Genomic DNA, 21072 nt, shown 5'->3' on the forward strand with positions numbered 1-21072 from the left:
GCAGTAGGTATCTTCATTCAAGAGGTTCATAAGTACGAGCCGACATCCCTTATAAGGAGGAATCTGCGTCACATTTCGATTTATATTTTTTATAATTCTACCTTAAAATCATACACTTCTGTAACCAACTCCATCTTGATCGCCATTCTTCCTTTAACATTTGGCTACCTGATAATCATTCAATGACAGAAGTGGAGAGGCGAAAACCTCCCCACTCCCAGCATCGTAAAAATGCGATTCACCTAGTTACTTTAGCTCAAAAACAGCAAAACCGTTATCATCTAAAGATTGATAAATCATATTTTTACCCGCCGCGTCTTTTGCCTTAGGCGATGTAGTGAAAAGCACCTTCGCTTTACCAAAGCCAGCGAACGACCAGTTATTATCCGCCGCTGGATTAATGGTTTTTTGACTTAACAAATAGTTTGCCACAACATCTCGGTTTTTATCTGGCGCATCAATCACGATGGTCTCGCCGGACAAATTAGGGAAATGCCCGCCACCGCCAGCGCGGTAGTTATTCGTCGCGATCAAGAAAGACGCACTTTTATCCAAAGGCTTTCCTTGGAAAGACACACCTTCAATGCGATGCGCATTTTCATTCGCTACCTTACCATCTGCATTATAACGCGCAGGTTGTGTCACATTGATCTTGTAATTAATGCCATCAATCACATCAAAGTTATAAGTTGGAAACGCGGCATTGATCAAGTTTTGTGGCGCACTTGATGCGGCATCAATTTGATTAAACTGACCGGCGGCCACTTCTAACCACTCAACCACTTGAGCGCCCGTTAATTTCACCACTTTTAAATCGTTCGGGTAGATATACAAATCACTGACGTTTTTCAGCGCGATGTCGCCTTTTGGTACATCGGTATAATAGTCTGGGCCGCCTCGACCGCCAGCTTTGAACGGCGCACCAGCAGACAGAATCGGCATGCCTTCATAAGACGTACCACGAACAATATTTTCAACATACCAAACCTGTGCGTTGTTCACGATTTGGATAGAAGGGTCATCTTGGACCAAGGCAAAGAAGCTGTTGATGTCGGCGGTGGATTCACCCACTTTACGACGCATGTATGCCAAGGTGCCTTCATGCTCGGTTTTCACCGCATCATTAATACTGGCATCCGCTTCCACCAACGCCACCGTTTTACGGCCTTCACGACGTGAAATAGCGCGTACTTCGGCCTTTCCATCGGCGACTTTCCATCCGTTACCAGCCGGCTCCAGCGTTAAATCAATCACCCCAAGGTGAGAACCCCAAAAGCCCGGCATGGTCGCTGGTTTACCAAAGATCGTGCCTTTGTCACCGTCTACCCCTTCAAAAGCGTCTAACGCCTTATCACCAGGGAAGATTCGATGCGAGTGACCAAATAACACCGCATCAATGCCCTCTACTTTTGCAAGATGATAAGACGCGTTTTCTTCGCCTTTCAAATAAGGGGAATTCATCATGCCACTATGCGGAATCGCGATGATCACATCCGCGCCATTGGCTTTCATTTCAGGCACGTATTTATTCGCGCTTTCCACGATGTCTTTGGCAATGACTTTATGGGTTAAATTGTCTTTATCCCACGTCATGATTTGTGGCGGAACAAAGCCAATGTAACCTACCTTAACCGTTTGTTTTTTACCGTCAGAATCGACGAAAGTTTTGTCTTTGATAATATAAGGCTGGAAATACGGCTGATCATTCGACGCATCGTTGTCGCCATCGTCTACATAGACATTCGAGTTAACGTACGGGAAATTAGCGCCACTTAAACTCTTCATTAGAAAGTCTAAACCGTAATTAAACTCATGGTTACCGATATTACCCACATCGTAATCCAGCAAGTTCATCGCTTTAAATGCAGGATGCGTCTCACCAAAGCGCAGCACTCGACCTTTAGCAACATAATCGCCCAACGGCGTGCCCTGTAATAAGTCACCGTTGTCCACCAACACCGAGTTTGTCACCTCGGCACGCGCCGCCTTAATCAAGGTCGCCACACGAGACAAGCCCACCGCATCACTTTGCTTATCGCCGTAGTAATCGTAATCCACCAAATTCATGTGAATATCGGTGGTTTCCATAACTCGCAAGTCAATGGTAGAAGCCTGCGCCATCGCAGCAAAAAGCAAAGAAGAGGCGAAAAGCGTCGCGCCCTTAGGAACAAAAAACGTCATGACATTACTCCATTCATTCAAACATCTTTCTTATTAAAAAATACTAACCAAAAAGTCAGTTTCGATAGTAAGACGAATTTATGCGAACTTCATGCCTTTTTGATGACAGCGTGTTTTCAAATAGGTTAAAGCTTCACTTTCTTCGCGAATTACGCTCCACTCATGTCGCCCTACGCGAAGGAATATGGCAAGAAAGACACTATCGCTTAAACCAGCGCCAAACGAAGAGTACTTTGATAAGCGCAGCGGCAACGTAAGTCATGGCGCAGGCAGTGAGGATTTTCTTCACTTTGGGTAAGTCTTCCTTCGGTATGTAATTACCCTCTCTCAAAATTGGCAGTGCTTTGTTAAAACTGGCGTCCCATTCTTCAGGCAATATTGCCAGCTGCACGATAACAGCTAACAAACCCGACAAACCAACGACGACAGCGTGTAACGCGACAGCATAAGGCAGATGCAATAACAGTGAAATCAGCGGCCAACCGATTAACAAACCCGCTGTAATTTTTCGTGCGGCATGGGCAAACGGCAAATAGCGGGAACTTAAATGCGAAATTTTTTGTTTCTTTTCATGCGCAATCGCGTGCCCGACTTCGTGTGCCGCTACGGCTACAGCAGTTAAAGAGCGTCCATTAAACACACTCGGACTAAGACGAACCACATGCTGTCCGTAGTCAAAATGGTCTTGCCCTTCTTGTGTCGTTTCCACCTTTACGCCGCTCAGTTCGAAGCGTTTCACTAAATGCGTGGCCAGTTCACCACCCGTTCCAGATAGATCCCTGCGCTCCGTTGCATAACGCTTTAGAGTAAATTTCACCCAAGCACTTGGCCCTACAATCAGACCAATGGCGATTAAAATCACAATAACCCATAACATATTCTGTTTTCACCATATTCAAAATACATAAAAAACGGCCTCAACTTTGACCCTTTTCGCCTTCATCACATACACTGTGATAACTACTTATACATAAGAGTCAGATATGAAGAACCCCTTAGTTGGCCCAATTTTAACCATCTTAAAAAATAACCCCAATGGCATCAGTGAATTCGACATCCTCAAAGCGCTAAAAGAACGGCTGCCAGAATTCAGCCAGCTTGCTAAAGACACCAACTTACTGCTTTTTCGCCAACACTTTCTCATCATGAATGCGTTATATCAATTGCAAAGCAGCCTCTGGCAAGAAGACAATCTCATGCTAAGCATCAGCGCCATGCGCATTCACCTCGTCAGCGAGACGCACATTCAGTTATCCGATAGTACGACAATAAGCGACAGCGTAGATGCAAAATTGGCGGCTTACTACTTAGATTGGGAAGAGTACGAGAAAACCGACGTAGAAGAAGTTTCACGTTTACTCAACAGCTTCTACAAAGGCATCAGCTTAGGTGGCGATCGAGATTCGGCACTAAAAACATTGCAAATACAAAGCAACAATCCGACGAAAACCGTCATCAAGCAACAGTATCGTAAATTGGCCCAACAGCACCACCCTGATAGAGGCGGCGACCAAGACCTTTTCATCGACCTAAGACAAGCGTATGAATACCTTATGTTTTAACCCATTCGCATACATTAAGAACGCATGAAGGATGGACTGTAAAACGCCTTGCAAAGCATTGATTTCAAATTGATAACTATTCAAGATGAACCTCGCTCTTCATGGGCGGTCAAAACACAATGTACCGCCACTTTACCCACTTATTGCATAGACAGGGCTTATGATTTTTTCTTCTTTGTTTCAGCGCATTCTATTCACACCAAAACACAGTCACTCGTTGCTTCGCCCATTTTGTCTTATTTCGTTTAGTTTACTCGCCAGCTGTAGCTTTAATGAAATTGATAGTTCCAATAATTTTGAAAATAATGGTCGAGATGTCACGGCCCTAAAGAGGGATTCTTTGTATTTAAAAGAAAGCCTTCCACCTGGCCTTCCTTATCCAGACGCCAGTTTCCAATCAGGGTTACAACAGCAAATCGCCTATTTGAATCGGCTGTCTGATAAGCCCTATTTGCTTGAAAATACACAAACGAGTGTGGCGGATTTAAAACTCGTCGCAACAGAAATAGACAATTGGCTCAACAACCCTACCCAGCAACCTCAAATCATTGCGCACCAATTAGCAGGACAAGACCAACGAGGTAACGTACAGATCACGGGCTACTATGTCCCTGTTTTATCGGTTCGACATCAGCCGAACGAAGTGTATCGCTTCCCGCTTTACCGTAAACCAACACATCGAAACGCAAAGGGAGAGTTCCCTTCTAGAGAAGAAATCGATTTTGAAAATGCCCTCGCAGGACAAGGATTGGAAATTGCGTACACCGCCAATTTAGTCGACAATTTTTTCCTACACGTGCAAGGCTCGGGCGTTATCGAATATGAAAATGGTGAACAAAAACTGCTGTCTTGGGGTGGCGTAAACGGTCATGCTTATCGCAGTTTAGGTAAGGAGCTCATCGAAAGAGGCGAAATAGACAGAGCCAATATTTCGGCACAAAGCATTCGACAGTGGCTAAGTGACCATCCAGAACGTAATCGCGAAATCCTGTCGACTAACCCAAGCTATTTGTTTTTCAGTGAAGGACCTCAAGCACCAGTGGGTGCCGCCAATGTGCCATTAACCCCATTATATTCTGCGGCTGTTGACCCAAGCGTCATTCCTCTTGGTTCAATATTGTTGGCACAAGTGCCTAAGCTCGATGCTTATGGAAACTTAATCGGACACGAGTTTCGTCTCTTGCTGGCCCAAGACAAAGGTGGCGCGATTAAAGGACCAGGGCACATCGATTGGTATCAAGGTATAGGCGAAGAAGCCCGCTTTCATGCAGGTCAACTCAAGCAATTTGGGAAAGTCTGGCTGCTATTGCCGCAACACCCGACACCACAACAACTGATCGCTCAGTAACCCATTCGTCAGACATGAAAACGCCGCGCTTTATGGCTAAAGCGCGGCGTTTTTTTATTCCTGTACATCGCTATTAAACGACCAACTACCTCAAGTCACTGAGTTTAAAAGAGACAGGTAAATTGATGCGTAATTCGCTCTCTACCATGCCCTTAGTAAAGTGAGGCAACGGCGTCGAGCGTTTGATCATATCCAATACCGCGTTATCAAGACGTCTATGTCCTGAGCTTTGGGTGATTTTTACATCGGACACGGAACCATCGGCATACGCCACAAAAGACAAGGACACGACACCTTCTTCATTGCGTCTACGTGATGCTCTTGGGTAACGCTTATTCTGTGCTAACACCGATTTCAGCTGAGAAAAATAGCTGGCTTTCGCGCCAGGGTTACCACCACTGCTGGCAGAATTAGAACGACCCGTTGTTGCTTTTTGATTCGCCATGGAAGGCGGTGCCACTTTTTTAGGCTCAGCCTTCACGACAGGCTTTTCAACTTTTTTCGGTTCGGGTTTTTTCTCTGGCTTCGGTTTTGGCTCAGGTTTAGGCTCTGGTTTTGGTTTGGGCTCTGGTTTTGGTTTGGGCTCTGGTTTTGGTTTGGGTTCTGGTTTTTTTACTTCAATAGGAGACTTTTGTTTCACCACAACTGGTTCGGGTTCTGGCTCAACAATTGGTTCAGGTTCAATAATTGGCTCAGGCTCAACGATTGGCTCTGGCTCGATGATAGGTTCAGGTTCTACAACTGGTTCAGGCTCCACTTCCGGTTCAATTTCTTCTTGAACCTCTTCCACTGGATCCTCAACCACCTCTTCCACTTCTTTTGCTTCTTCCTGAGCCATCGTGGTTTGTGCCGCTGCACCAAGGTCACCCATCATTCCGAGGTCAAATTCAATGCCCTGAGAACCCGCCGCTTGGCTGCCTTCTGTCGGGTTGTAAAATACGGTGTAAAACGCACCCGCATGAACCGAAATAGCCAAGCTACCAGCAATAATCCAATGACGCGTGGAAATCATTCTTTCACCCGCTCTAGCTGTGTCGCTAAACTGACTTTCTTTAAACCAGCCAAACGTACTTGATCAAAAACGGGGCGCAGTTTGTCTAATGAAATGGCGCCATCGGCTTTAATTTGCACCCAAAACCCTTCTTGGTTAGGTGAGGATGCAAACTGCGACTCTAAATACGACTGTACGTCATCAATGAAGAACACTTGATCATCCACATACAGCTCATTGGCAGCACCAACGACAATCACCACATTTGGATCCGTTTGTGCTCGAGTGTCATTAATAGACTGAGGTGGAATAACCGCAATAGGATCTGCTTTTTTAATCTGACCTGCGACCATGAAGAAGACCAACATAAGGAAAACCACATTGATCAGCGGCACCATATTGTCATCATCACCGGCCGTTCTCGCGGCGTATTTTTCGCCTATTTTCATTTTGTCTCCGGCATAGCAAAGGCATTCGCAATCGACACCGTTTTGGCGCCATTAAGCTTTAAACGATCCGCCAAATGCAGCAGAGTTTGTAACGTCACACCGTCTTCCGCTTTGATAACAAAAACACCTTCGCGATGGTCAGCAATGAGCGCTTGAAAACCGGCTTGATCCACAAACCGAATGGCGTGATCGTTCACCCAAACCTGATCGTCATTTTGCTTCAACGTCATCACCACATTGTCTTTTTCTTCGTTGTTAATACGTGGTTCAGAAGCAACAGACAGTGGCGTGTCTACAATACGCCAAGGCACAAAACTGGAGGTCAACATAAAGAACAGCAGCAAGATAAACACCACATCAATCAGTGGTGTTAGGCTAATGGCATTCTTACGTTTAGGTTGAGAAAGATTAAGCGGCATGAAGCATCTCTTTGGCGGCTTTTTCAACCAAATGCTTTGCTTCTTTGCTGGTAAAAACCTGAGTCACGGCGTCATTCATATTATGAGAAATGCGTTCCACTTTGCGTTCTAGCCAACTTTGCAATGTGACCACGGGAATCGCCACGGCCAAACCCACCGCAGTGGTTAACAAGGCTTGCCAAATGCCGCCAGACAAAACAGATGGATCCACTTGGCTACCCGCGCCTTCCATTTGTTGGAACGCTGTAATCATACCCAATACCGTACCAAGCAAACCCAGCAACGGACTTAAGGTCGCAATGATCTCTAATGGACGAAGATAGGAACGTAATTGATTCAATTGCTTCATCGCGCGACGCTCTACTTCTTCACGGATCAAATCGGCACTGGTGTTTCCACTCAATAATGCACGCATGGTGTAACCAACCAACGCATCAATCGGGCGCTTTTCATCCAGTCTTTCAAGCGCACTTTCCGCGCCTTCATTACGCCATTCCTGCAACGCCAAGTCTGTTGTTTTCAAGCTTTCAGCGCGAAGTGACGAGAACTGCCACAACTTCAAAAGTACAATAGTTAAAGCAACGACAGAAAACACCATCAGTATCCATACGACAGGTCCACCGACCTGTAAAAAATCGACAATTTTCTGCTGTACTGAATTTTCCACAATACTCTCCAGGTGAGTAAAAAACATGTGACAAATGGTAGTCATTCTCAACTATATTTTCAATACATAATTGTGATAGTGCGCAAATAGAACCAAGTCAGTCAGAAAGCAATACGTCCTATTTCGGCCGCCAACCGACTTTACGTTGAAAACACAAACCGATAGGCAACGTAAAACAGCAATAACGCCATGACGCGATTCACCCACGCCATTACCGTTGGATTCACGGCCGCTTTTTTTAATCGCGCTCCCGCAAACAGATACACACTCGGCGCACCGCATGCCATGGTCGCCAGAACCAAAGACCATAATGCGATTTGAACACCTTCAATATGAAAGCGTGGAAATTGCACCGTCACAATCGGCACAATCGCCACCAAGGATTTGGGGTTACAAAGCTGTAAAATTAGCCCCGTTTTAAAACTGATCGTCGACGCATCCGCCTTAACCTCCGTCTGCTGGAAGCTCGCCTTCATAATTTTCGCACCAAGATACGCGATGTAAATACCACCCAGAATGCCAATAACAGATTGATATTGTTGTGGAATAATTCCACCGCCAAGATAACCAATCAGTAAAAACAGAATAAACATGGCAACGCCGACACCAACACAGTACAAAAACGCGCGCCAACCTTGTCCGTTAACGCCCGCGAACAGCGCCAACATATTGGCAGGTCCGGGACTGTACATAACACCAAAGGCATAAACGAGTATTTCGAGCATGAGTATTCCTCAAAAGATGATTTGATAAGTATTAGAAACAAAGAAAAGAATGAACGTGAGAGTGAAATGCCGCTAGATGCGCAGTAGATGCCGTCTAAATTGATACGGCGTGACGCCGAAAATAGGCTTGAAGCGGCGGTTAAAATAACTCAGATCCGTAAAACCGAACATAAAGGCGACATCCGCCAATGGCATGCCTCGTTCTATCGCCTGCTTGGCACGATTAATACGGTAATTTTGCCAGTATTGATGCGGCGTCATGCCAAAATAATCCCGAAAGCAGCGCAACAAATGGTACTTCGACATATGCGCAACTTGGCTTAAGGCATCCAGTGAAACTTCTTCGCCAACGTGCTCATGCAAATACTCTCGGACACGTTCAAAAACAGGGTCTTTAGAGCGTGGTTTGGATTCAATTTGAATGCCTTTTTGGCGAGCAAGATACTCGGCAAATTCAAATAACGTGGAAGAATATTCCAACGCTGACGTTGCAGAGTCTTCAACCAACTGAGCCAAGCGTAAAATATGCGCTTTTAGCACAGGGTCGTCTTGGACCATTTTTTCAACCCGAAAGTCTTTTGCTCGGCGAATGCCCGCGCTTTCTAGCATAGGCGACAATTGATCGGGGTGAACATAAAGCATTTTGTAGTGCAGCGTGTCGTCACCGCCAGAATGGCCGTCGTGCGCGTCTTCAGGGTTAAACACAATCACATTGCCAGAATGGCTCTTGCGGTGCTCGCCCAGCGCGAAAAAATCTTGACGACCAGACAAGGTCACACCAAAAGAAAACTCCTCGTGTGCGTGCGTGTCATAGGCGAAATCGTTCATCGATGCCTCAAGCAACATCACCTCATTAAAGGCCGCGCTTTTTGCAAATTGGAAACGATTTTCTGCCGACATCACAACCTCTCTTAATCCAATAACGCCCCTGACTCATATCCGTTCTGACTTATATCCGCCCTGACAAGAATCGCTTTACCCATAAAACGAGATTACCCAATACGACGGCAAAAAGATTGGACGATATTGCGCAATAAGAGCAAGGCGCGCTATAAATTGCTATTCGGCTGCACAGACAACTCAACCTTCGCCAGTGCGCGTAAGTACATTTTCCAAGCGCATAAGCCAGCCAGTACATTACCGATTAATACACCAACGAAAATGCCTTTTAACCCCGCGATTTCTGATCCAATCCACAAGCAAGGCAAGAAAAAGGCGAACAATCGCAACGCCGAAATGGTCAGTGCCGTGTATGACTTACCCAAGGCATTAGATACCGACACCATCAGCATGCAAATACCCAACGCACCAAGGCTAATCGGCACCAAGGTCAGATGCCAATTGAGAATCTCAGACACGGCCGTTTCACTGGTCAATAAACGCGACAGCACCCCAGACGCAAAAAACGTCGCAAACGCGACAATAAGCTGAAAGATCAAAATAAAACGACAAGAGATCGACACCACAACGCGAATATCATCAATTTTTTTCTCGCCCAACAAGCGCCCAATCATCGGCGGCATTGACATAGTCAGCGCCAACACAGCGACAATCGAAAAGAATTCAAAACGCGAACCCAGCGCCCAAGACGCCACGGCCGCCGTACCAAACCCTGCTATCAATTTTGTTGCCAACATAGAAGACACCGGCGGCAACAACTGACTGACCATCGCTGGCCCCATAATATGACCAATAGACGACAAGCTTTTCGCGACGTTTAAGTCTTGCCAGTCGAACGTCAGCCAATGTTTTCGAGCCACTTTTGGTGCAACAATTAAGGTGCCCAAACCAAACGCCACCGTGGTGGCCATGGCGGCGCCGTTCAAACCAAGATCAAAAGTAAAAATGAAGATCGGATCCAAAATCAGGTTCAATACGCTGGTAACAATCATCATGATGCCAGGCAACAGTGTATTCCCATTGGAACGACAAATGCTGTAGTAAAAATAGATCAACGCGCCGACCCATGCACTCAATAGCCAATGCGGCCAATAAGAATCGATAACCGGAAACACAGAATCTGGCGCACTCAACAACGCCAAAATAGGATGACGCAAAAACCAAATCAGCACACAGAAAAATGCAATGCCCACGCTACCCATGGCCAAAACCAAACCGCCCAGCTGTTTCGCGTAACGTGCGTTACCTGCCCCCAAAGCACGAGAAATAATCGCCGTCGTGGCAATGCCAAGTCCCACTTGCAAACCAATCACAATCATCTGAATCGGCAAAGTGAAACCCTGCGCCGCCAAAGGCAAGATGCCTAATTGACCAATAAAAGCACTGTCGACCAACTGAAAACTCATCAATGACAAGATCCCAAACATCATGGGCCATGTCATCGAAAAAAGTTGTTTGCCTAAGGATGTCGAAGAAGAGGTTGGGGAGGACATAGAAGCGCTCATAGAATAAATTGAGTGGGTATTCTAACCTACTTTACTGACAACTGGATGACACTCACCTCATCAAACAAACTATGCGATGAAAAGCCTTATTCTTCTACATAACGCTGGCTGTACCTGTATCCATATCTCAGCATGACTAACGCCATGATGGAGAAGATAACAAAGCCGCTGGCCAATGGCGTCACGGTGAAATGATAAAACTGACCTATGAACGTCGAAAACACAATCGCAATAAAGCTCGATAACGATGAAATAACCGACGTCCCAAGACCGGCCATTTTTCCCAATGGCTCCATCGCCATGGCGTTCACATTACCGAACACCATGCCGAAGCAAGAAAACATGATCATGCCCAAGCCCATGAAAAGCACAAAAGGCGGTACACCATCAAAGTAAAACGCAGACAACAGCAACACTAAAGACGTCGCTAACAGCACGCTCAACGCCGCAATCACACAGCGCAACATGCCAACACGCTGGACAATTTTACCGTTTGAAAAGCTGATCACCGACGACCCAATCGCCAATAACGCGAAGTACAGCGGGAAACGATCGCCTGTTTGATACACATCCTGAAATATCGATTGTGCGGTACTAATATGCAGCATCAAGCCGCCAAAAATGCAGCCCAACAACACCGTCAACGCCATCACATCGCGACGACTCAAAATAATGCGCACGTCGGCAATGAGGCGTTTTCGATTGAGCGGAATACGGTTTTCCTTCGTCAGTGTTTCGGGCTGGCGTAGCAACAGCCACCCCCCCGCCACCGACGCTTGAAACACCAACAAGGCAAAAATCCAACGCCAATCAGCGACCTGCATCACCAATTGTCCGATCGACGGCGCCAGCAGCGGCACTAAGATAAACACCATCATCACAAACGACATTATCCGCGCCATGGCCGCGCCTTTATAAAGGTCTCGAACCAACGCCCGCGACGCAATTTTTGGTCCCGATACGCCCAAACCTTGAATCACACGGCCGAGTAAAAACACCTCAATCGACGACGCAGACAACGCAATCACCGAACCTGCAATGTAAATCCCAATACCAATCAGAATGCATTTTTTCCGACCGATTGCGTCCGACAAGGGCCCAAAAATGATCTCGCCGAACATCATGCCAAAGACCATCGCCGACACGATCCATTGCGTTTTTTGATAATCCACAATGGCCAAAGATTCCGCGATATTTGGAAACGCTGGCAACATAGAGTCCATGCTTAATGCGGTCAACGACATCATCAAAGCGAACAACGCAATAAACTCTTTTTCAGGTAAAAAACCGTCGGCACTGGTGCGTTTTTTCAAGATCGACACGGAGCGAACATCCTTATAAAGTAGAGGTGTATTAATCGGTTTACGATATTGAGACCTTTCAACAAAAATAACAACTGAGAGCAGCATGGACATTGGTCTGGCGAAACACTTAAAGCTCAATCAACTGCGTTTAATTTCGGTGATTGCCGAACACGGTCAGCTCAGTATTGCCGCTGACGAAATGGCGATGACGCAACCTGCTGCATCTCGTATGTTAAGCGAAATTGAACAAACCATCGGCACGCGTTTATTTGTGCGTCATGCGAAAGGCATGGAACCGACCTTAGTCGGTCAAGCCGTCGCACGACGCGCGCACAATTTGCTGGTCGAATTACGTGATTTGGCCCGTGAAGTCGACGAACTAAAAGAAGGCGGTGGCGGCACAACCGCCATCGGTGCCGTTACGGGCGCCGCCGTTGGTTTTGTTATTCCCGCCATTCAACAACTACGCGCCATTGCTCCCAAAGCCGAAATCGATATTAACGTCGAAACCAGTGACAATTTGGTTCGTGATTTGATTGCGGGTCACAATGATTTTGTCCTCGCGCGCATTCCAAAACAATACGACGCCAATGAATTCGAGATTTACCCAGCACGAAGCGAATCGGTTCGGCTTGTGGTGCGAAAAGATCACCCATTGGCGAATTTAGACAAAGTCGGTGTGCGGGACCTGGCGCATTTTGAATGGGTCATGCAATCCCATCGCGCACCCATACGCGAAGCGGTCGAAGCGGCGTTTATGGAGGAGCGTGCCGAGCTGCCGTTGAGCATCACCAACAGTACGTCGTTATTGGCTTTGATCGCCATTCTGGTGTCTTCTAATGCGATTGCGCCTATGGCAAGCGAAGTCAGCGACCTTCTCGTGGGGCAGAAGGTTCATGCCGACCTCAAAACCCTAAAATTAGACCGCAGCATTGTCATGAGTCCTTACTATTTATTGCAAATGCGCGGCCGCCAATTGTCCCCATTGGCGAATCAGCTCAAGCGTTTGGTCTTGGCGGAATTAGAACAAAAACCCGCGGACAAAAACGTCTAATACGCCACGATAAACCAAACGACACATAAAAAAAGCGAGTGCTACTTTTTTCAAAGTAGGACTCGCTCAAAACTCACATTGAACATTCGCCTGAGATGGCTATTCAGTGAGGTCTTTCGGTAACAATGCGCTGGGAATATTTTGATAACAAACCGGACGCAAAAAACGACGAATCGACAAGGTGCCAACAGACGTCGCACCAAAGTTAGTCGACGCAGGATATGGTCCGCCATGCACCATGGTGTCGCTGACTTCCACGCCCGTCGGGAATCCATTCGCTAACAAGCGGCCAGCCTTACGTTCCAACACGGGGAAGAGTTTCTGACATGCGGCGTAATCGCCTTCATCCAGATGAATCGTACACGTAAGCTGACCTTCCAAATGACGCGCCAGCTCAACCATCTGTTCCACACTGTCGGTCAACACGACCAAGCCAAGTGGACCAAACACTTCTTCATGCAACTTAGGATTGTTCAACCAATCTTGCCCAGTCACAGTGAATAAATTCGGCAACGCTTGTCGCCCTTCACTTTGTGTTTTCACCAATTTTTGAGTGGGCGATTGCGTAAACGCCTCGACGCCTTTTCGATACGCCGCGGCAATGCCATCGGTTAGCATGGTTTGCGCAGGCACATCCGACAACGCGTCACTTGCGGCGGTCATCATGGCGCGCGAATCTGCATTGTCCAACATCACAGCAATGCCAGGATTGGTACAGAATTGCCCTGCGCCCATGGTTAAAGATGCCGCCCAACCTTTGCCCAATGCTTGCGCGCGTTTTTTCACCGCTTCTGGCATCATAAACATGGGATTCACGGAACCCAATTCGCCAAAGAAAGGAATCGGTTCTGGGCGCGCCGCACACAAATCAAATAACGCGCGTCCTCCCGCCAAGCTGCCAGTAAAACCAACCGCTTTAATCAAAGGATGCTGAACCAACGCTTGCCCGGCTTCAAAGCCATGACCTTGTACCAAGGAAAAAACACCCGCGGGTATATTACAGCGCTTGATCGCCGCTTCGATTGCTTGAGCAATAATTTCCCCTGTGCCAGGGTGCGCTGGATGACCTTTGACCACCACAGTACAACCTGCCGCCAACGCCGCGGCGGTATCGCCACCCGCAGTGGAAAAGGCCAATGGGAAGTTTGACGCGCCGAACACCGCCACAGGGCCAATGGGTCGTTGCATCATGTGCATATCGGGTCGTGGCAATGGCGCGCGATCTGGCAACGCTTGGTCAAACCGGCGATCCAAATACTCACCCGACAAAATGTGTGTGGCGAACAAACGTAACTGGCCAACTGTTCGACCACGTTCGCCTTGCAGTCTTGCCACTGGTAAACCGGTTTCTTGCACGCCGATCTCGGTAATGGCTTCTCCGCGAACGTCTATTTCATCGGCAATCGCATTTAAAAAAGCCGCACGAACGTCACGAGAAGAATAGCCATACGTTTCAAAAGCCGCTTCGGCAGCTTTTGCCGCGGCATCCACATCGGAAACTCGGCCAACATAAAAAGAATGAGAAGGCCCACTCGCTGGAGTAGAAGAAAAGGTTTCCTCGCTTTTAACCCATTTTCCAGCGATAAAGTGCTGTCCAGTAAACATGCTTACTCCTTATTAATTCATTATGAGGCCGATGTTTCATGCCTATTTTAGTGGCTGTCTTTCGGCACCGCAGCGCCTCGACATCCTTTTAGGAAGTCAAAATCCGCGCCTGTGTCTGCACCTTGGACGTGGTCATGGAACAACTTAATATAACCGCTTTTTGGTGGTTCTAAATGACTTTTCCAATTGACTAACCGTATGGCCATTTCTTCATCAGAAATGTCCACGTGCAAACGACGGTTTTCCACGTCTAACTCAATCATGTCGCCATTTTTCACGACGGCCAATGGTCCACCCGCCGCCGCTTCCGGTGTGGTGTGCAAAACGACCGTACCATATGCCGTGCCAGACATGCGCGCATCGGAAATCCGCACCATGTCTTTGATGCCTTTGCGCAAGACTTTCGGCGGCAAGCCCATGTTGCCCACTTCCGCCATGCCTGGATACCCTTTCGGGCCGCAGTTTTTCAGTACCATGACACAGTTTTCGTCTATGTCTAAGTCTTCGTCGTTTATCTTAGCTTTATAGTCGTCAATGTCTTCAAACACCACCGCGCGTCCGCGATGTTGCAATAAATGCGCCGACGCCGCCGACGGTTTTAACACCGCGCCTTGTGGTGCTAAGTTGCCTTTTAGCACCACAATGCCGCCTTTTTGCGTTAATGCTTTATCAACGGGCAAAATAACGTCTGGGTTCCAATTCCGAACTTCTTTGACTTCGTCCCAGATGGATTCGCCCGACACGGTAATCGCGTTTTTATGCAATTTACCGGCTTCCGCCAAATGCTTGATGACAACCGGCAAACCGCCCGCGTAGAAGAACTCTTCCATCAGGTATTTGCCCGATGGCATGAGATTCACAATGGTGGCGATTTCTTGGCCGAGTTTGTCCCAATCGTCCAAGGTCAAATCCACACCGACACGACCCGCAATCGCCAATAAATGAATCACCGCATTGGTGGAACCACCAATTGCGCCGTTAACACGAATCGCGTTTTCAAATGCTTGGCGCGTTAAAATGTCGGACGGTTTAAGATCGTCTTTGACCATGTCGACAATACGACGCCCCGTCAGATGCGCCATAACTCGGCGACGACTGTCAACCGCGGGAATGGCTGCGTTGCCAGATAACGCCATGCCCAAGGCTTCTGCCATCGACGCCATGGTACTGGCGGTGCCCATGGTGTTACATGAACCCGCTGAACGAGACATGGATTGCTCGGCTTCAAGAAAGTCTTCCTGCGTCATCTTGCCCGCTTTGATGTCTTCCGACATTTGCCACAGCGCCGTGCCAGACCCCACACGTTCGCCCCTGAAATAACCGTTCAGCATCGGTCCGCCAGACACCACAATGGACGGAATATCGACACTGCAAGCGCCCATTAGCAACGCGGGGGTAGTTTTGTCACAGCCCGCCAGCAAAACAACCCCGTCGAGAGGATTCGCACGCAAGGCTTCTTCCACATCCATCGCCGCCATGTTTCGATACATCATGGCGGTTGGTCGGAGTGAGCTTTCTCCCACTGAAAAGACAGGAAACTCCAATGGCAAACCACCGGCTTCATAAATACCGTGTTTGACTCGATCGGCAAGGTCACGAAGATGCGCGTTACAAGGCGTTAATTGCGACCAAGTATTACAAATACCAATCACCGGACGACCATCAAATAAATCGGCCGGCAAACCTTGGTTTTTCATCCAGCTGCGGTGATAAATATGATCTCGCGATGTGCCGCCAAACCATTCCGTAGAACGCAATTTACGGGGCCATTCTTTTGGGACAAACGTATTTTTCTCAAACTCAGTCATACCCAACCTCCATCCACAATAAAGTTTTGCGCCGAGCACATGGCCGACGCATCGGCGCCCAAAAACAGCGCCATGTTGGCGATGTGCTCAGGAAGCACCTTGCCAGTTAGGCATTGGCTTTGTTTGATTTTTTCTTCTGCGGCGTCATCGACCCATAAACGCAGTTGCTTTTCGGTCATTACCCAACCTGGCACCAAGGTGTTTACGCGAATTCCTGCACCACCCAAATCGCGCGCCAACGAGCGCGTTAAACCATGCGTGGCGGCTTTGCTCGTGCCGTAGGTTGGATAACCCGCGGTTGCCATCATCCAGCCAACGGAACCGAAGTTGATGATCGAGCCGCTACCCATTTCTTTCATCATGGGCGCGACGGTTTGCGCGGCGAACATCGCGTGTTTGATGTTCACGCTAACCAATTCGTCGAAGCGTTCTTCGGTTAACGACTCCAAGGAATGGCGCACGTCGTTGGCGGCGTTGTTCATCAAGACTGAAATCGGCCCAAACGCCTCTGCCGCGGCGCGGATTTTGCTTTGATAATCTTTGATATTGGTAATATCGCAAACGTCAAAACGCACCTCGCAGCCGTCTTTAGTAAGGCGTTTCGCCAGATTATTGCCCGCCACTTCATCCAAATCCACAAAGGCGGTTTTCGCTCCTTGCTTGGCGTAGGCTTCCACGATGGCGGCACCAATTCCGGTTGCGCCACCAGAGATAAACACCGAACGGCCATTTAAATCTGGGTAAACGGCGCTATTTGTCTTATTCATAGCGGCGCTACCTCGGTATTGAGTTCATCCGCTTTCCCCAAGGCATTGCGTAATGGCAAACCAAAAGTGGGTGAAGATATTTCAAAGACATCGCCTTCTTGTGCTTGAATGCCATCCGCAAACGACAAGGTCGCTGTACCAAACATGTGCACATGCAAATCGCCCGGTTGACGAAAGATCGAATATTTAAAATGATGATGTTCTAAATTCTTAAAGGTATGCGACATATTGTCTTCACCTGACACAAAACCTTTCTCCCAAAGCGTGGTTTCGCCACGCTCAATGCGCGAATGACCTTCAATGTGCATTGGCAATTCCCCCACCAGCAATTCAGGGCCAAACGCCGCCGGACGCAATTTTGAATGCGCCAAGAACAAATAGTTTTGGCGTTCGGTGACGTGATCTGAAAACTCATTCGCTAAGGTATAGCCAATTCGATGCACCTTGCCGTTTTCGCCCACTAAATAAAAGCCCGCGATTTCTGGTTCTTCGCCTCCGTCTAACGCAAAAGATGGCGAAGGCAACGCGTCACCCGGTGCGATCACGCCTGCGCCATTGCCTTTGTAAAACCATTCTGGCTGCACACCTTCTTGTCCTTCGGCAGGTTTTCCACCCTCTACACCCATTTGGAAGATCTTCATCGAATCGGTGAGTTCTTCGCTTTTCGCGTGCATGGCATTACGAGTGGCGGCCGAACCTAAATGCGTTAAGCCCGTTCCAGTTAAATACATGTGCGCAGGATCTGGATGGCGAACAGGACAATCTAGCTGATTATTCTTAGCCAGCTCGGCCAAATTTACAGGCTCACCTAAGCCATGTTTTTCAAGAATAGACGTCAGCGGCACACCATTTTTAACGGCTTCTTTTGCGAGTTCGTAAACACTCGACGCGTGAAGAACAAGGTGTGCTTCGCCGCCTTCACGACACACCACACCGCCTTGTTTTATTTGAGATAGAAACAACATAATCTGCTCCTTAACGCGCTTTTTGTTTGTTGTAGACATCAAATACCACTGCCGCGAGCAAGACCAAGCCCTTGATCACCTGCTGCCAATCAATGCCTATACCCAGTATCGACATCCCGTTATTCATTACGCCCATGATAAAGGCGCCAATCACCGCTCCGATGACTTTGCCCACGCCGCCCGTCATGGACGCGCCGCCAATAAAGACCGCCGCGATCACGTCAAGCTCAAACGCAAACCCCGCTTTTGGTGTGGCGGTGTTCAAACGCGCGGCGAAAATCAAACCCGCCAGCGCCGCTAACATGCCCATGTTGGCAAAGGTCAAAAAGGTCAAACGCTCGGTATTAATGCCCGACAATTTCGCCGCTTTGACGTTGCCGCCCAAGGCATAAATACGACGACCAATGGTCGTGCTGTTGGTAATAAAGGTGTAGATCGCGATCAACACAGCCATGGTGATCAGCACATTTGGCAAACCACGATAGGTGCTTAACAGATAGGAAAGATAGATAATCGCCGCGGCAATTAAGGCATTTTTCACAAGGAAAAACGAAAACGGCTCGTCTTGAATCCCGTATTTTAATGACTGAGCTCGACTGCGCGCCGCTAAAAAAACAATCGCACTGGCCGCCAATACACCCAAGACCAAGGCAGTCACATTCGGACGCCCAACGCCAAACACGTCAGGAATAAACCCAGTACTTAATAACTGAAAGCTTTTTGGAAAAGGCCCAACAGATTGTCCTTCCAGTAACGCCAAGGTCAAGCCACGGAACACCAACATGCCTGCCAAGGTGACGATAAACGCTGGTATTTTCCAATAGGCGATCCAATAACCCTGCAAACCACCAATGATCAACCCCACGACAAGACAAACCGGCACAACAAGAATGGTGGGCAAATCGTAGTTGACCGACATCACCGCCGCCAATGCGCCAATAAACCCTGCGACCGACCCCACCGACAAATCGATATGCCCCGCGACAATCACCAGCAACATGCCAATCGCCATGATGATGATGTAGCTGTTTTGCAAGAACAAATTGGTTAAGTTAACCGGACGCATCAAGGTGCCATCGGTTAAAAATTCAAACATCCCCATGATCACGACCAACGCAATCAACATGCCGTAGTCACGCACGTGTGTCTTTAAATAATGGGTAACAGAAGGCGCGGACTGCACCGTCGAAGTCGTTTCTTTTGTTGTCGCCATTTTTATGGTTCCCGCTCTTATTATTCTCGTTATGCTTTGACTATCATCGACATGATTTTTTCTTGGCTCGCATCGGCTTGGTCTAACTCGCCAACAAAACGGCCTTCGTTCATCACGTAAATACGATCACACATGCCAAGTAACTCTGGCATTTCTGAAGAAATCATCACCACGCCTTTGCCATCATCGGCGAGCTGGTTGATGATGTTGTAGATTTCAAATTTGGCACCTACGTCGATGCCGCGGGTCGGTTCGTCCAGAATCAACACATCCGGTTGCGAATACAGCCATTTGCTCAGCACCACTTTTTGCTGATTACCACCGGACAAGTTCATCACTTTTTGAAACACGCTGGGCGTTCGAATGTTGAGCGCTTGTCGGTAATCTTCCGATACTTGGCGTTCGATATTTTCATTGATGACGCCTCGGGATGACACGCGATCGAGATTGGCCAAAGTCGTATTGATTTGAATGGTTTCTTCTAGAATCAGTCCGAGTTCTTTACGGTCTTCTGTCACGTACGCCAAACCGCTTTTGATGGCCTTTGGTACGCTGGATAAGTCGGCCGACTCTCCGCGCAACCGCACCTCGCCTTGAATGTTTTTGCCATAGCTTTGACCAAATAAGCTCATCGCTAATTCAGTGCGGCCTGATCCCATTAACCCGGCAATGCCAACAATTTCCCCTGCCCGCACATTGAACGCTATGTCATGAATCATCTGACGATCCAGCGCCTCTGGGTGCCAAACATTCCAGCTGCTTACTTCCATCAAGATTTTGCCTAAATGGCTTTCTCTTTGTGGATAACGGTTTGCCATATCACGGCCAACCATGTCGCGAATAATGTCTTCTTCGCTGATGCTTTGCGCGTGGCAATCTAATGTAGACACTGACGCACCATCACGAATCACGGTAATGCTGTCGGCAACACGGCTGATTTCATTCAATTTGTGGGTAATCAGAATGGAGGAAATGCCTTGTGCTTTGAATTCCAATAATAGGTCGAGCAACTTCGCGCTGTCGTTCTCTTGCAACGCCGACGTCGGTTCGTCCAAAATCAATAATTTCACGTCTTTGGCCAGTGCTTTGGCGATCTCAACAAGCTGTTGTTTGCCAACACCTAATTGACCAAGTAAGGTCGAGGGTGATTCTTTTAACCCGACCATTTCTAATAAGGTTTGGGTGCGAGCGTAGGTTTTCGGCCAGTTAATCACACCGTTTTCGACATTTTCATTGCCTAAAAATAAGTTCTCGGCGATCGACAAAAGCGGCACCAATGCCAACTCCTGATGAATGATAATGATGCCTTTTTCTTCGCTGTCCGTGATGCCGGAAAATGCCACGGTTTCGCCGTTAAACAGTATGTCTCCGTCATAACTTCCAAATGGATAAACCCCACTCAATACCTTCATGAGCGTCGATTTACCCGCGCCATTTTCCCCCACTAGCGCGTGAATTTCCCCTTCACGAACTTTCAGATTCACCGAGTCGAGGGCTTTAACGCCAGGAAAGGTCTTGGTAATGCCACGCATTTCCAAAATGATATTTTCCATAAAACATCCCGTTAGCGGACGCGCTACTGGTCAGTAAACACCACGCCCGCTGTTTT

General features: G+C 47.9%; 19 protein-coding genes. 3 read left to right on the plus strand and 16 right to left on the minus strand.

Annotated elements, in window-relative coordinates; all coding sequences use genetic code 11:
• Window positions 1-246: 246 nt before the first annotated feature.
• Window positions 247-2181 (minus strand): bifunctional 2',3'-cyclic-nucleotide 2'-phosphodiesterase/3'-nucleotidase, encoded by a 1935-nt coding sequence (locus D104_RS36680; RefSeq protein ID WP_024025675.1) that lies wholly within the window; start codon window positions 2179-2181, stop codon window positions 247-249.
• 199 nt (window positions 2182-2380) lie between these two features.
• On the minus strand, window positions 2381-3058 hold the full coding sequence (locus D104_RS36685; RefSeq protein ID WP_024025676.1) for a zinc metallopeptidase: 678 nt from the start codon (window positions 3056-3058) through the stop codon (window positions 2381-2383).
• A 106-nt stretch (window positions 3059-3164) separates the two neighbouring features.
• On the opposite strand from D104_RS36685, the gene D104_RS36690 reads away from it, so the two are divergent.
• The gene (locus D104_RS36690) at window positions 3165-3743 is read left to right on the plus strand and encodes a DNA-J related domain-containing protein (protein ID WP_024025677.1); all 579 of its coding nucleotides are present in this window, start codon (window positions 3165-3167) and stop codon (window positions 3741-3743) included.
• Between the two features lie 160 nt (window positions 3744-3903).
• Window positions 3904-5091 (plus strand): murein transglycosylase A, encoded by a 1188-nt coding sequence (mltA, locus tag D104_RS36695; protein ID WP_024025678.1) that lies wholly within the window; start codon window positions 3904-3906, stop codon window positions 5089-5091.
• Window positions 5092-5176: 85 nt separating this feature from the next.
• Here mltA and D104_RS37805 read toward each other — a convergent pair whose 3' ends face one another.
• From D104_RS37805 to D104_RS36735, 8 genes are all read right to left on the minus strand, one after another.
• Entirely contained in the window at window positions 5177-6103 is a 927-nt protein-coding gene (locus D104_RS37805) for an energy transducer TonB (protein WP_024025679.1), read from the minus strand.
• Complete coding sequence (locus D104_RS36705; RefSeq protein WP_024025680.1) at window positions 6100-6531, minus strand: ExbD/TolR family protein; 432 nt, start codon at window positions 6529-6531, stop codon at window positions 6100-6102. Before D104_RS36705 ends, D104_RS37805 begins: the two co-directional genes overlap by 4 nt.
• The gene (locus D104_RS36710; protein WP_024025681.1) at window positions 6528-6950 is read right to left on the minus strand and encodes an ExbD/TolR family protein; all 423 of its coding nucleotides are present in this window, start codon (window positions 6948-6950) and stop codon (window positions 6528-6530) included. Before D104_RS36710 ends, D104_RS36705 begins: the two co-directional genes overlap by 4 nt.
• Window positions 6940-7617 (minus strand): MotA/TolQ/ExbB proton channel family protein, encoded by a 678-nt coding sequence (locus D104_RS36715; RefSeq protein WP_024025682.1) that lies wholly within the window; start codon window positions 7615-7617, stop codon window positions 6940-6942. The genes D104_RS36710 and D104_RS36715 overlap by 11 nt, the downstream gene beginning before the upstream one ends.
• Before the next feature lie 140 nt (window positions 7618-7757).
• Entirely contained in the window at window positions 7758-8342 is a 585-nt protein-coding gene (locus D104_RS36720; protein ID WP_024025683.1) for a LysE family translocator, read from the minus strand.
• Between the two features lie 72 nt (window positions 8343-8414).
• The gene (locus D104_RS36725) at window positions 8415-9242 is read right to left on the minus strand and encodes an AraC family transcriptional regulator (RefSeq protein ID WP_024025684.1); all 828 of its coding nucleotides are present in this window, start codon (window positions 9240-9242) and stop codon (window positions 8415-8417) included.
• Between the two features lie 149 nt (window positions 9243-9391).
• Complete coding sequence (locus D104_RS36730) at window positions 9392-10735, minus strand: MATE family efflux transporter (RefSeq protein ID WP_024025685.1); 1344 nt, start codon at window positions 10733-10735, stop codon at window positions 9392-9394.
• Window positions 10736-10833: 98 nt separating this feature from the next.
• Window positions 10834-12069, minus strand: coding sequence for a multidrug effflux MFS transporter (locus D104_RS36735; RefSeq protein ID WP_051997782.1), 1236 nt, complete (start codon window positions 12067-12069; stop codon window positions 10834-10836).
• Between the two features lie 85 nt (window positions 12070-12154).
• Between D104_RS36735 and D104_RS36740 the strand changes: the two genes are divergently transcribed.
• Window positions 12155-13105, plus strand: coding sequence for a LysR family transcriptional regulator (locus D104_RS36740; protein ID WP_024025687.1), 951 nt, complete (start codon window positions 12155-12157; stop codon window positions 13103-13105).
• 99 nt (window positions 13106-13204) lie between these two features.
• On the opposite strand, the gene D104_RS36745 is transcribed toward D104_RS36740, so the two are convergent.
• From D104_RS36745 to mmsA, 6 genes are read right to left on the minus strand one after another with little or no spacing between them, the layout of a single operon-like run.
• Window positions 13205-14710: an aldehyde dehydrogenase (NADP(+)) gene (locus D104_RS36745; protein WP_024025688.1), complete on the minus strand. Its 1506-nt coding sequence runs from the start codon at window positions 14708-14710 to the stop codon at window positions 13205-13207.
• Between the two features lie 47 nt (window positions 14711-14757).
• A complete protein-coding gene (araD, locus tag D104_RS36750) occupies window positions 14758-16518 on the minus strand; it encodes an L-arabinonate dehydratase (RefSeq protein WP_024025689.1) in 1761 nt (586 codons plus the stop codon).
• Window positions 16515-17285: an SDR family NAD(P)-dependent oxidoreductase gene (locus D104_RS36755; RefSeq protein ID WP_024025690.1), complete on the minus strand. Its 771-nt coding sequence runs from the start codon at window positions 17283-17285 to the stop codon at window positions 16515-16517. Before D104_RS36755 ends, araD begins: the two co-directional genes overlap by 4 nt.
• A complete protein-coding gene (gene araD1 / locus D104_RS36760; RefSeq protein ID WP_024025691.1) occupies window positions 17282-18250 on the minus strand; it encodes an AraD1 family protein in 969 nt (322 codons plus the stop codon). Before araD1 ends, D104_RS36755 begins: the two co-directional genes overlap by 4 nt.
• 10 nt (window positions 18251-18260) lie before the next feature.
• The gene (mmsB, locus tag D104_RS36765) at window positions 18261-19463 is read right to left on the minus strand and encodes a multiple monosaccharide ABC transporter permease (protein ID WP_024025692.1); all 1203 of its coding nucleotides are present in this window, start codon (window positions 19461-19463) and stop codon (window positions 18261-18263) included.
• Between the two features lie 29 nt (window positions 19464-19492).
• Complete coding sequence (gene mmsA, locus D104_RS36770) at window positions 19493-21016, minus strand: multiple monosaccharide ABC transporter ATP-binding protein (protein WP_024025693.1); 1524 nt, start codon at window positions 21014-21016, stop codon at window positions 19493-19495.
• Between the last annotated feature and the right edge of the window lie 56 nt (window positions 21017-21072).

The sequence above is a fragment of the Marinomonas profundimaris genome (assembly GCF_000508165.1).
In the GTDB taxonomy this organism is placed as follows: domain Bacteria; phylum Pseudomonadota; class Gammaproteobacteria; order Pseudomonadales; family Marinomonadaceae; genus Marinomonas; species Marinomonas profundimaris.